Raw genomic sequence first — 12,171 nt, 5'->3', positions numbered from 1 at the left:
TGCTGATGGCTGATTGATATGAAAGCGTATGTCGCAAAAAAGGTGCTCTCGCTGCCGTTGATTATCTTCGGTGTGTCGATCGTCGTGTTTATCGCCATCCGCGCGCTGCCGGGCGATCCGGCACGCCTGATGGCCGGCCCGGAAGCGCCGCAGGAAGCGGTGGACAATATGCGCGTGCGGCTCGGTCTGGATCAGCCTTTGCCGCTGCAATACGTCAGGTTTGCCGGTGAAGCGCTGCATGGCAATCTCGGGCTGTCGCTGCAGTCGCAGCGGCCAGTGATGACCGAAATCAGCGAACGCCTGCCGTACACGCTGTCACTGGCGGCGCTGGCGTACCTGCTGGCGATTGCCATCGGCGTGCCGGCGGGCATGACCGGGGCCATTTACCGGCAGCGCATTCCCGATCAGATCGTCATGGTACTGACCATTGCCGGTGCCTCGATTGCGAACTTCTGGCTGGCGTTGCTGGCGATGAACTACTTTGCGGTTCAGCTCGGCTGGCTGCCGCTACTCGGCGCTGATTCGTGGCGCAACTATGTGATGCCGACCGTGACGCTGGCGATTCTCCCGATGGCGATGATCGCGCGAATGACGCGCTCCAGCATGCTGGATGTGCTCAGTCAGGACTACATCCGTACCGCCAGAGCCAAAGGGTTATCATCGGCCAGCGTTAACTGGAAACACGCGCTGCGCAATGCGCTGATACCGATTGTCACCATCGTCGCGCTGAATTTTGGCAGCCTGATCGGGGGTGCAGTGGTCACTGAGTCGGTGTTTAACTGGCCGGGTATTGGCCGCCTGCTGGTGGATTCGGTGAAATACCGCGATTATCCGGTGATTCAGGGCGTAACGTTAGTGGCGGTAACCGGCGTGGTATTGATGAATCTGGTCGGTGAGATAGTGATTGGCTTGCTCAACCCGAAAATAAGGTTCGACTGATGAACAGTTTCGACACGTCTCTCCAGCCGCCGCCCGCGCGCCGCCGCCAGATCGTGAGGTTTTTGCTTGGCAACCCTTCCATCACGACCGGAGGCGGGCTGGTGCTGCTGGTGGTGCTGGCTGCCCTTTTCGCACCGCTGATTACTCACTGGGATCCCATCGAACAGGATCTGTTGAACACGTTGCAGGCACCTTCCGCTGCCCACTGGTTCGGCACCGATGATTACGGCCGCGATATTTTTGCCCGCGTCATTTATGGCGCGCGCATCACGCTGTTTGAAGTCAGCCTCAGCGTAGCCATCTCGATGGCGATCGGCATTCCTCTCGGCATCATCTCGGGGCTGGCCGGACGCAAGATTGATGCGCTGATTATGTGGCTGATGGATATTATTTTCGCCTTCCCCGGTATCGTACTGGCGATTCTGATTGTCAGCGTGCTCGGTGAGGGGCTGACAAACATGCTGATCGCCATTTCGTTGTTCTCGATCCCGGTGTATGCACGTCTGAGTCGCAACCTGACGCTGGGACTGAAAAACATGGAGTATATCGAAGCGGCGCATATGCTTGGCGTGCGATACCCGCGCATTATCACGCACTATATTCTGCGCAACGCCATTGGCCCGTTGATTGTACAGTCGACGCTGACGGCTGGCGCGGTGGTGCTTTCTGCCGCCAGTCTGTCGTTTCTCGGGCTCGGCGTGCAGCCGCCGATGCCGGAGTGGGGCACCATGATGAGCGACGGCCGCAACTTTCTCGGGCTAAATATTTACGTCTCCCTATTTCCCGGACTGGCGATTTTGATTACCGTGCTCGGTTTTAATGTGCTGGGCGACGGCCTGCGCGATGTAATGGATAAACGTTTATGACTCACCCGCACTCGACCGTGATCTGCCTCGATTTGGGCGGCTCCTTTATTAAGCTTGGCGTGATGGATGCACAGGATCGGCTAACCCTGCTCGATCAGCAAAAAATCCCGGCGACGGACTGGCAGGCATTTTGCGCCAGAGTCAGCGAGATGATCGCCGGGCAGCATAACCATTTCAGCAGCCAGGCGGCTGTCGCCATCTCCACGGCGGGCATTGTGGCACCGCAAACCGGCGAAATGTTTGCCAGCAACATCCCGGCTTTTCACCGGCGTAATCTGGCGCGGGAACTGGGTGAGGTGCTGCAGCGGCCGGTGATCGCGCACAACGACGCCGACTGCTTTGCCCTGGCCGAGGCGCTGGCCGGCAGCGGCAAAGGGCACAAAGTGGTGTTTGGCGCGATTCTCGGTTCCGGCGTGGGCGGTGGTCTGGTGGCGGACGGCCGCATTATCACCGGACAAAACGGCCTGACCGGCGAATGGGGCCACGGGCCGATTACCCTCACGGAAGTGACGCTGGCGCATCGTCGCGTGCGCGTGCCGCGCCAGGCGTGTCCGTGCGGCCAGACAGGGTGTCTGGACACCTACGGCGGCGCGCGCGGACTGGAAACGCTGCATCAGGTGTTGCACGCTGAAAGCGCCAGCAGCGTGGAAATCATTGCCCGCTGGCAGCAGGCAGAAGCGCGGGCGCGGCAGACGATAGAAGCCTGGCTGCAACTGGTGAGTGAGCCGCTCGCCTACACCATTAACATTACCGGCGCGTCACGGGTGGCGGTAGGCGGCGGCCTGGCTTCGGTCACCCCGCTGATTACTGCGCTTAATGATGCGGTGCAGCGCTGCGTGTTGCGCAGCACAGCGCATGCGCTGGTGGTGCCGGGCGAGTTTGCCCATCAGGGCGGCATGGTGGGCGCTGCGCTGCTGGCGCGGCAGGCGCTCAGCGCGTCCTGAGCTTTTGCCCTTTCGCCCGTTGCTGGCGCTTTTCGGTTACCGTGTTGCGCTCAAGACTTCGTTGAACCCGATTCAACCTTAAATGCGCTAAGCTTGACGCGCTAAAACCCGCAGCAAAGAGGCTGGTGAACAGACACTGTCGCCAGCCTCTTTGCTGTTTTTTTCACCTGCGGTACGGAAAAAAACATGTCATCAGTACAACCTCAACTCTCTCAGCTCCCGGACGAGGCCTCGCTGCCGCGTCACAGCGTGCCAAAAGCGCTGTTCGCGCTGGGCACCGGCGGATTTGCCATCGGCACCGGTGAATTTGTCATCATGGGCCTGCTGCCCGATGCGGCGAAAGGCCTGAACGTCACCATTCCTGAAGCTGGCCATCTCATCAGCATTTATGCCCTCGGCGTAGTGATTGGCGCGCCGCTGCTGGCTATTCTCGGCGCGCGGGCTTCACGGCGTAATTTCCTGATGACGCTGATGGGCCTGTTTGCGCTGGGTAATCTGCTGAGTGCTGTCGTGCCGGGCTACCCTGCGATGCTGGTGGCCCGCTTTCTGGCGGGCTTTCCCCACGGCACCTTCTTTGGCGTTGCGGCGCTGGTGGCGGCAGGACTGGTGGAGCGTGCGCGGCGCGCGCAGGCGGTGTCGATGGTGCTGCTGGGATTAACCATCGCCAATCTGATTGGCGTACCTGCCGTTACCGCCATCGGCCAGTGGTTTGGCTGGCGTGATGCGTTTGCCATCGTCGGCGGACTGGCGCTGCTGACGCTGTTACTGGTGTGGCTTTGGGTACCCAATGTGGCCGGTGACAAACAGGCCAGTCCACTGCGCGAGCTCTCGGCGCTGACGCGCAAGCAGGTTTTGCTGACGCTGGCGATTGGCGCGATTGGCAGCGGCGGCATGTTCTCGGTATTCAGTTACGTTAAACCCACCATGATGGAACTGGCCCACCTGCCGGAGAATCTGGTACCGGCGATACTGGCGCTGTTTGGTCTCGGCATGATTATCGGCAACCTTGTCGGGGGACGTCTGGCCGATCGCGGGCTGGAGAAAACCATCCGCATTGTGCTGGTGTGGTCGCTGCTGGTATTGAGCGCGTTTGTCTTCGCCGCGCATTATGCGCTGGCGGGCGCGCTTAACGTGATGCTGGTTGGTACCATGGTGGCGCTGGGAAGCGTGTTGCAAATCCGCCTGATGGACGTGGCCGGTGATGCACAAACCCTGGCGGCAGCGCTTAATCACTCGGCGTTCAACATTGCCAATGCGCTGGGGGCGTGGCTCGGCGGCATCACCATTTCCGCCGGGCTGGGCTGGCAGTCCACCGGCTGGGTTGGGGCCATTCTGTCCGTGCTGGGGCTGCTGATTCATGCCATTGCGGTGCGCGATGCGCGCCGGACGCCGGCGCTCGCCATAAAATAATTTTTACCGCGCGGGAATAAACGCCGCGCTGGTTCGTCTTATGCCCACTTTTCCTTACTGAGTTGGCTAAGATGAACTTTAAACCTACGGTCAGACATCTGCCGTTGTTACTGCTGGTGGTCATTATTCCCGGATTACTGCTGGTGCTGTTTCTTGCTGCAGGCGGTTGGCTGACGCCGCAGCGCCTCAGTGCGCAAAGTCTGGTGCAGTCGCTGCAGCAAAACAGCGGTGTGCATCCGGGATACCGGCGCAATCATGCCAAAGGCGTGTGCGTTACCGGTGAATTTACCTCCAGCGGCAACGCGGCGTTTCTGTCACGCGCCAGCGTTTTCCAGCCGGGTACGGTGCCGGTGATTGGCCGCTTTGCCATTGCCGGCGGTAATCCGCACGCGCCGGACTATGGCGTGCCGGTGCGCAGCCTGGCGCTGGAATTTCAGCTGGCGCACGGCGAGCAGTGGCGTACCGGCATGAACGCGCTGCCGTTTTTCCCGGTCAGTACGCCGCAGGCTTTTTACGATCAGCAGCAGGCCAGTCGACCGCTGCCGCAGACCGGCAAACCTGATGCGCAAAAGCTGATGGCGTTTACTGTTGCCCATCCCGAAGTTAAACCTTTCTTTGCCTGGGTAAAAGCCCACGTACTGGCCGCCAGCTGGGCACAGGAGCAGTACAACAGCCTGAATGCCTTCCGCTTTACCAATGCGCAGGGGGAAACGCGCTTTGTGCGCTGGAGTCTGGTGCCGCGTACACCATGGCAGCCGATCAGTGCCGCTCAGCAGCAGCCGGATTATCTGCAGAGCGACCTGCACGACCGGCTGGCGACCGCACCGCTGAAGTGGGATCTGGTGATCAGCGTGGCTCAGCCCGGTGATGCGGTGAACGATGCCAGCAAGGTGTGGCCAGCCGATCGGCAACAGGTTGTTGCCGGTACGCTGACGCTGCGCGACAGCAGCCCGCAACAGGGCGGCAGCTGCAATGACATCAATTACGATCCGCTGATTCTGCCGCAGGGCATCAGCGGCTCGGACGATCCGCTGCTCAACGCGCGCTCCGCCGCTTACGCGAAATCTTTCAATCTGCGCACGGCTGAACAGGCGCGCCAGCAGGAGAAAAAATCATGAGTCATCAGACAACTCTGTTTCATCCGCTGCTGCGCATCGTACACTGGTTGATGGCGCTGGCCGTGCTGACCATGCTATTTATCGGCGTGGCGATGGTGGCGGATATCTCGGCTGCCCATTCGCTGCTGCTGGCGATACACAAACCGCTCGGCGTGGTGATCGCGTTGCTGGTGGTCGTGCGTATCGGGCTGCGGCGTTACTATGGTGTGCCCGCCATGCCCGCGTCGGTGCCGGGCTGGCAGCAAACGGTGGCACATTTGACCCATCTGGCGCTCTATTTTCTGATGCTGGCGCAACCGCTGGTAGGCTGGGCGATGCTGTCGGCAGGCGGGTTTCCGGTGACGATTGGCGAGGGACTGGTGCTGCCGCCGCTGCTGCCGGTTAGCGTGGAAAGTTATGCCGTGCTGCGCCCGTTACACTCGCTGCTGGCGTTTAGTCTGTTCGCGCTGATCCTGGCCCATCTGGCCGCCGCGCTGCTGCATGGTCTGATTTTACGGGATGGCGTGCTGAGTAGCATGACCGGCCTGCGCCGGGTGCGAGAGCAAAAATAATGTCTGCATTGAGCGATGACGAAATCCGCGCCTTACTGCCGCATTTGCAGCGTTTTGCGCTGGGGCTGACGCGTGAGCGCATGGCCGCTGAGGATCTGGTACAAAACACGCTGGTCAAAGCACTGGACGCGGCGCGCGATCCTACGCGCAGTCTGCGTGCCTGGCTGTTTTCCATTCTCTGGCATCAGTTCATTGATGGCGAACGGCGCCGCAAGCGCTGGCAGGCGATTATGACGCTGTTCAGCCGCGCCGAGCCCTTTGCCGAGTCGGCTGAGCATCACGCCATCGCCGATGAGATGCTGGCGCTGTTCGCCCGTCTGCCGGCTGACAGTCGCGCATTGCTGCTCCTGGTTAACGTTGAAGGCATGCGTTATCAGGAAGCGGCTGATACGCTGAACATTCCGCTGGGCACCGTGATGTCACGGTTGTCGCGGGCGAGAAAACAGTTGCAGCACATGACCGAAGGCCTGCCGGCCCCGGTGACGTTGAGGAGATTAAAATGAATATCCCGCCCGATGAGAACCAGCTGCACGCCTGGCTGGATGGTGAACTGGATAGCGCCAGCCATCAGGCCGTCAGCGACTGGCTGGCGCAGCATCCTGACGTTGCCGCCCAGGTTGAGGGCTGGCGTCAGGACAAGCTGCGCTTGCAACAAAGCCTGCAGCGCAACATGGCGCGAACCGCCTTTACGCCACTGCAACCGGCACAGCTACGCCAGCGGCGTGCGCGACAGCGTTATCAGCGGCTGGCGCTGGCCTGCTCGCTGGTGCTGGCGTTGGGGATCGGCAGCCTGTCCGGCTGGCAGATGACTGAACGCTTGCAGAATCACCCGTTACCGATGGAGGATGCGGTACAGGCTTACCGGTTATTCGGCGATGGCGCGCAGCAGGCGACGATGGACATTAACACCCATCAGACAACACAGCTGGCCAGCTGGCTGGGCCGCTATTTTATCAACGGTACGCTGCCGCCCAATCTGGAACGCTTTGGCTATCAGCTCATCGGCGCGCGCCTGATGGCGAATGAGCATGGCGCCTCGGCGCTGGTGCTGTATCAGACCGCCAGCGGTACGCGCGTTGGCTGGTACATCCGCCCGCAAACCGTGCGGCTGGAAAAGGGGTCGCGCCAGGCGGACAACCTGGTGGCGCAATACTGGAGCGATCGCCATTATAACTATGCGCTGGTGAGCCCGATGAGCGGTGAAGCCGCACCGGCACTGCGTGCTGCGATAGGCAGCGAAGTGGGCTGATTCATTTACCTGCCAGCTTTGCCTGCAGGAACGTCATGAATACCCGATTGATCTCGCTGCGCTGGCGATGCTGCGGATAAAGCGCATTCAGGTGCAGCGAGGCCGGATGCCAGTCATCCAGTACCGTCACAAGCTCACCACGCGCCAGCGCCGGAGCCACGATAAACTCCGGCAGCAGGATCAGCCCCAACCCGGCGACGGCCGCATCACGCAGCATTTCTCCGTTATTGCTGACCATCGGTCCCTGGACCGCCAGCACTTTACGCGTGTCGCCCTGAAACAGCTCCCAGCCGGTCTGGCTTTCACGTCCATAGCGCAGACAGAGATGCTGCAGCAGATCCTCCGGCTCACGCGGTGCGCCGGCGCCCTGCAGGTAGGCCGGGCTGGCACAGATCACGCGGCGGAATTCGCCCAGCCGTTTGGCGATCAGGCTGGAGTCCGGCAGCGTGCCGATGCGGATCGCCATATCAAAACCTTCACCCACCATATCCACATGCCGATCGGCCAGTTCCACCTGGAACTGGATACCGGGATGCTGGCTCAGGAATTCGGCGATATAAGGGGAAAGATGGCTGATGCCGAACGACATCGGCACGCTGAGACGAAAACTGCCGCGCAGCATCTGACGACGACCAGACACCGCCATTTCGGCTTCCTGCACATCATCCAGAATGCGCTGCGCATGCTGGGCAAACAGCTGGCCGTTGTCGGTAACAGACAGTTTGCGCGTGTTGCGATTCAGCAAACGCGCCCCGAGCGACTCTTCCAGCGCGGCGATGCGCCGGCTGACATATTGCTTGGAGAGCATCAGCTGTTCAGCCGCAGCGGTAAAGTTGCCCGCTTTGATTACGGCGACGTAAATCCGGAGATCTTCAATCTGCATATTGTCCACTTATCTGTGACAGTCATTGTCATACCGGCGCATTGTTAGGCAAATCAGTTTACGTATACTGGTCAGCAACGGGAAGGGCCTTCGCCCTCCAGCTAAAAAATTTAAGGAGCAGACCATGATTGAACAACGACTGTCCGAACAACGTGGCTTAGGCGATCACGGCTGGCTGCATTCACGCCATACCTTTTCGTTTGCCAGCTACTGGGACCCACAACAGACCGGTTTCTCCGATCTGCTGGTGATTAACGATGATCAGGTAGCACCGGGTCGCGGTTTCGGTGCGCATCCGCACAACAACATGGAGATTATCTCCTACGTGCTGGAAGGCGCGCTGGAGCATAAAGATTCCATGGGTACCGGTTCGGTTATCGTGCCCGGTGACGTGCAGCTGATGAGCGCCGGCAGCGGCGTAACGCACAGCGAGTTTAACCACTCGAAACAGGATAATGTGCACTTCCTGCAGATCTGGATTGTGCCGGCAGACGCGGTACCGAGCCAGGTTACCAGCAGGTGTCAGTGGCAGAAGCCGACAAACGCGGTCAGCTGCGCCTGATTGTTTCGCCACAAGGCGACAACGGCTCGCTGCGCGTACGTCAGGATATGCGTATTTACGCGGGGCTGTTTGACGGTGCTGAGCAGCAGACGCTGGAACTGGCTAACGATCGCTATGCTTATATTCACGTGGCGCGCGGCAGCATTGAAGTGAATGGCGTGAGCTTTAAAGCCGGCGACGGCGCGCGCGTACGCAATGAGACGGCGCTGCAGTTCGCTAACGGTAACAATGCTGAAGTGCTGGTGTTTGATTTACGACCAGTAGAAGTTAATCACCCGCAGCGTTAATTCATTGCGCGGTAAGTCAGCGAGGCATGGCGTGAACCTTCACGCCATGCCTTTTTATTTGCCTTAAGGTACGAATAATAACCAGCACCTGACAGGTCCGGCATAAAATAGGAATTTTTACCTTCCACAAAAATGCAAAGCCCCTTAAATTTGCCTCCAGGATAAGCACGCTACGCCAGGTATTTGGCGGCTAAACAACAAACAAAGTTAACACTATTACATTCCATTAGAATTAATGGTAATGAGGATTTTGATGGTTTTAAAACGCAGCTTTAATATCGCAGTGGTATTGGTTTTAGCCTTTTCTGTAACGGCTTGTGGCATGTCTCATCGTGGCCGTAACACCGCCATTGGCGCCGGTGTGGGTGCGGTGGGCGGCGCCGTTCTGACCGGCGGCAGCACTTTCGGTACCCTCGGCGGCGCGGCTATCGGCGGCCTGATTGGTCACGAAGTCAGCCGTTAATTTCACCGTTACTCAGGATTTCGCCAGCCGGAATGCTGGCGAAATCATTTCACTTCATAACCCGCCGTCAATAGCCCCGCGTTGAAATATTCATCGGCCAGAAATTTCTTTATTTAATCCGGCCATCAATTATTACCGCTACCGCTTAAAAAATATTAATCGATCTGTAGCTGATGAATCATCAGAGCGGCGCGGGCGGCTTCTTTGCCTTTTTTAATAAAATGTTCGGTATAAAACGCTTCAATCGCGTCGACCGGCTGAAAATTGTGCGGAGTGAGTGATACCGAAAACACCGGAACATTGGTGGCGAGCTGCACATTCATCAGGCCATCGACAACGGCCTGCGCGACAAAGTCATGGCGATAGATGCCACCGTCGACCACCAGCGCGGCGCAGACAATCGCATCAAATTTGCCGGTTTCGGCCAGGCGTTTGGCCAGCAGCGGCATTTCAAACGCGCCGGGTACGTCATAGCTTTTTAAAGTATTTTCGACGCCTTGTTCTGCCAGTTCCTGCTCAAATCCTACCAGCGCGTTGTTCACGATCGCCTGATGCCATCCTGCTTTAATAAAAGCCACACGAAACTTATTCATAATGCTTCCATGATTAGCTGAAAAATTTATAAGTGAATAATAAAAAAGTCTTTTTTATCATCTGCCCACTATCCGTCTGGTATACCATATGTTGCAATTTTGATCCACAACGCGGGCAGTGCGGTTAACGTGCTGCTTGACGCCAGCCAGCGCCTGCAATACAAATAGACGCGTCGGGGGAGTCTCGCCTGAGAGACTGAGAGGCTAATAGCGCACTGCGCGGCTTAGCGACCCTTTGAACCTGACCCAGTTGATACTGGCGTAGGAAGACTGACGGCTTCATGTGCAAAGCCGTCTGGCGTAAAGGCGAGCCCGATCGCTGGCGTCGATTCCCTTCACCTGTATCTGCGGGTCTCAGTTATCACTGAGAGGCCGATGTGAATTTCCCAGATTATTTACCGGAACGTTGTTCATGAGCCGCTGGAGCGTGCTCGGTAGCGGCGTGTCCGGGCTTTGTGTCGCCACGCTGCTGGCTGAGCGCGGAGAAACCGTCGAGGTCATTGATGATGAAGCGCGTCAGCCTGCCTCGTGGTTTGCTGGAGGCATGCTGGCGCCGTGGTGTGAAGCAGAAAGCGCGCCAGCGGAGGTGATTACCCTCGGCCAGCATGCTGCGGCCTGGTGGCAAACGCGCGTCAGCAGCGTGGTGCATCAGGGCACGTTAGTGCTGGCACCACCGCGTGATAACCCGGAGTTAAACCGCTTCGCGCGCATGACGACGGCGCATCAATGGGTTGATCCGGCGTCGCTCGAGCCGGCGCTGGAAAACCGTTTTGCGCGCGGACTGTTTTTCCCGCGCGAAGCGCACCTCGATCCGCGCCGCGCGCTGGCTGAACTGCGTGACAAACTGCTGCAGCGCGGCGTCCGCTTTGATGCGCGCCAGCCATCGGGCCGGATCATCGACTGTCGCGGTATCCATGCCAGAGCGCAACTCTCCGGCCTGCGCGCGGTGCGCGGGGAAATGCTGATCCTGCAGAGTCATGAGGTGTCATTTTCCCGGCCGATTCGTCTGCTCCATCCGCGTTTTCCCTGTTATCTGGTGCCGCGTCGCGACGGCCACTTCATGCTCGGTGCCACCATGATCGAAAGCGACGATGCCAGCGCTATCAGCGCGCGCGCCATGATGGAACTGCTCAGCGCGGCCTACACCCTTCATCCGGCGCTGGCGGAAGCGCGCGTCATCGAAAGCGGCAGCGGTCTGCGTCCGGCATGGCCGGCTAATCTGCCGGAAATCCACTATCACAACGGTATTTTTTATCTTAACGGCATGTATCGTCACGGTTTTCTGCTGGCACCAATGATGGCAGAACAGCTGATGCAGCGCCTGTCCGGGGAGGTTAGCCATGAATATTCAGCTTAACGGCCGCATCATCAGCACTGAGGCCACCAGCCTCAGCGAATTGCTGATCGAACAGCAAATCGACGCGGCCTGTGTTGCCACCGCCTGCAATGGCGATTTTGTGCCGAAAAGTCAGTATGCCAGCCTGCAGTTACAGGAAGGCTGGCAGCTGGAAGTCCTGTCACCGATGCAGGGAGGCTGAGCGATGTTTTACGATTTTACGCCGCAGTCACGCTTGCTGCTCGGCACCGCAGGCTACCCTTCACCGGCGATTTTGCAGCAGGCGATCGCCGCATCCGGCAGTGAAATTATCACTGTCAGCCTGCGCCGCGAAGGCACGGCGGGCGCGGCTTTTCGCGAGCTGCTGACGGGCCTGAATGTGCGCGTGCTGCCCAATACCGCTGGCTGCCACACGGTCAAAGAGGCCGTCACCACCGCGCACATGGCGCGCGAATTGTTTAACACGCCGTGGATCAAGCTGGAAGTGATTGGTCATGCCGACACGCTGCAGCCCGATCCGTTCGCGCTGGTCGAAGCGGCACGCATTTTGTGCGCCGACGGCTTCCAGGTGTTTCCCTACACCACGGAGGATCTGATAGTCGGTGAAAAACTGCTGGCCGCTGGCTGTGAACTGCTGATGCCGTGGGGCGCGCCCATCGGCTCCGGCCAGGGACTGCGAAATATTGACGGGCTGCGGGCGATGCGTGCCTGGTTCAGCGATATTCCACTGATCATTGATGCTGGCATCGGCGCGCCGTCACAGGCAGCGCAGGCGATGGAGATGGGCTTCGATGCCATCCTGCTCAATACCGCTGTGGCGAAAGCGGGCGATCCGGTGGCGATGGCGCGCGCGTTCAGCCAGGCGATCGCCGCCGGGCAGGGCGCGCGCGAGGCCGGGCTGATGGAGAAGCGTGATATGGCCGTGGCCTCAACGCCGATCTTCGGCCTCGCTAACCTGAACTAAGGAGCG

The 12,171-nt window shown here is 59.3% G+C and carries 14 protein-coding genes, 1 pseudogene and 1 riboswitch; of the genes and pseudogenes, 13 read left to right on the top strand and 2 right to left on the bottom strand.

The window, feature by feature from the left end; translation table 11 throughout:
• Positions 1-18: 18 nt before the first annotated feature.
• The 8 genes from ABVR31_RS20785 to ABVR31_RS20750 all read left to right on the top strand — a co-directional run bounded on the left by ABVR31_RS20785 (position 19) and on the right by ABVR31_RS20750 (position 7,077).
• Entirely contained in the window at positions 19-939 is a 921-nt protein-coding gene (locus ABVR31_RS20785) for an ABC transporter permease (RefSeq protein ID WP_371221287.1), read from the top strand.
• A complete protein-coding gene (locus ABVR31_RS20780; protein WP_058776091.1) occupies positions 939-1,805 on the top strand; it encodes an ABC transporter permease in 867 nt (288 codons plus the stop codon). Before ABVR31_RS20785 ends, ABVR31_RS20780 begins: the two co-directional genes overlap by 1 nt.
• On the top strand, positions 1,802-2,749 hold the full coding sequence (locus ABVR31_RS20775; protein ID WP_372774385.1) for an ROK family protein: 948 nt from the start codon (positions 1,802-1,804) through the stop codon (positions 2,747-2,749). Before ABVR31_RS20780 ends, ABVR31_RS20775 begins: the two co-directional genes overlap by 4 nt.
• Before the next feature lie 186 nt (positions 2,750-2,935).
• A complete protein-coding gene (locus ABVR31_RS20770) occupies positions 2,936-4,159 on the top strand; it encodes an MFS transporter (protein ID WP_278707904.1) in 1,224 nt (407 codons plus the stop codon).
• 71 nt (positions 4,160-4,230) lie between these two features.
• Positions 4,231-5,277, top strand: coding sequence for a catalase family peroxidase (locus tag ABVR31_RS20765; protein ID WP_372774383.1), 1,047 nt, complete (start codon positions 4,231-4,233; stop codon positions 5,275-5,277).
• Positions 5,274-5,828 (top strand): cytochrome b, encoded by a 555-nt coding sequence (locus ABVR31_RS20760; protein WP_104187562.1) that lies wholly within the window; start codon positions 5,274-5,276, stop codon positions 5,826-5,828. The genes ABVR31_RS20765 and ABVR31_RS20760 overlap by 4 nt, the downstream gene beginning before the upstream one ends.
• On the top strand, positions 5,828-6,331 hold the full coding sequence (locus ABVR31_RS20755) for a sigma-70 family RNA polymerase sigma factor (protein ID WP_125310221.1): 504 nt from the start codon (positions 5,828-5,830) through the stop codon (positions 6,329-6,331). The genes ABVR31_RS20760 and ABVR31_RS20755 overlap by 1 nt, the downstream gene beginning before the upstream one ends.
• Positions 6,328-7,077 carry an anti-sigma factor gene (locus ABVR31_RS20750; protein ID WP_282954456.1) on the top strand — a complete coding sequence of 250 codons (750 nt, stop codon included), beginning with the start codon at positions 6,328-6,330 and terminating at the stop codon, positions 7,075-7,077. The genes ABVR31_RS20755 and ABVR31_RS20750 overlap by 4 nt, the downstream gene beginning before the upstream one ends.
• A 1-nt stretch (position 7,078) precedes the next feature.
• On the opposite strand, the gene ABVR31_RS20745 is transcribed toward ABVR31_RS20750, so the two are convergent.
• Positions 7,079-7,960 carry a LysR substrate-binding domain-containing protein gene (locus tag ABVR31_RS20745; protein WP_372774380.1) on the bottom strand — a complete coding sequence of 294 codons (882 nt, stop codon included), beginning with the start codon at positions 7,958-7,960 and terminating at the stop codon, positions 7,079-7,081.
• Between the two features lie 124 nt (positions 7,961-8,084).
• On the opposite strand from ABVR31_RS20745, the pseudogene ABVR31_RS20740 reads away from it, so the two are divergent.
• A pseudogene (locus tag ABVR31_RS20740) lies at positions 8,085-8,809 on the top strand (pirin family protein).
• 253 nt (positions 8,810-9,062) lie between these two features.
• Positions 9,063-9,272: a glycine zipper 2TM domain-containing protein gene (locus ABVR31_RS20735; protein WP_031279978.1), complete on the top strand. Its 210-nt coding sequence runs from the start codon at positions 9,063-9,065 to the stop codon at positions 9,270-9,272.
• Positions 9,273-9,427: 155 nt separating this feature from the next.
• On the opposite strand, the gene ABVR31_RS20730 is transcribed toward ABVR31_RS20735, so the two are convergent.
• The gene (locus ABVR31_RS20730) at positions 9,428-9,865 is read right to left on the bottom strand and encodes a 6,7-dimethyl-8-ribityllumazine synthase (RefSeq protein ID WP_088517394.1); all 438 of its coding nucleotides are present in this window, start codon (positions 9,863-9,865) and stop codon (positions 9,428-9,430) included.
• Between the two features lie 165 nt (positions 9,866-10,030).
• Positions 10,031-10,150: riboswitch (TPP riboswitch) on the top strand.
• Between the two features lie 127 nt (positions 10,151-10,277).
• Here ABVR31_RS20730 and ABVR31_RS20725 point away from each other — a divergent pair.
• Genes ABVR31_RS20725 through ABVR31_RS20715 form a run of 3 tightly spaced genes read left to right on the top strand, consistent with a single transcriptional unit; the run spans position 10,278 to position 12,165 of the window.
• Complete coding sequence (locus ABVR31_RS20725) at positions 10,278-11,222, top strand: FAD-dependent oxidoreductase (RefSeq protein WP_058759016.1); 945 nt, start codon at positions 10,278-10,280, stop codon at positions 11,220-11,222.
• Positions 11,206-11,403, top strand: coding sequence for a sulfur carrier protein ThiS (gene thiS, locus ABVR31_RS20720; RefSeq protein ID WP_058759017.1), 198 nt, complete (start codon positions 11,206-11,208; stop codon positions 11,401-11,403). The genes ABVR31_RS20725 and thiS overlap by 17 nt, the downstream gene beginning before the upstream one ends.
• A gap of 3 nt (positions 11,404-11,406) precedes the next feature.
• Positions 11,407-12,165, top strand: coding sequence for a thiazole synthase (locus ABVR31_RS20715; RefSeq protein ID WP_132463263.1), 759 nt, complete (start codon positions 11,407-11,409; stop codon positions 12,163-12,165).
• Positions 12,166-12,171: the final 6 nt, after the last annotated feature.

It is taken from the genome of Pantoea sp. WEP, assembly GCF_041678305.1.
Lineage (GTDB): Bacteria > Pseudomonadota > Gammaproteobacteria > Enterobacterales > Enterobacteriaceae > Pantoea > Pantoea dispersa.
Note: the sequence above shows the minus strand (reverse complement) of the source record. Positions and strands in the feature narration are given on the sequence as shown.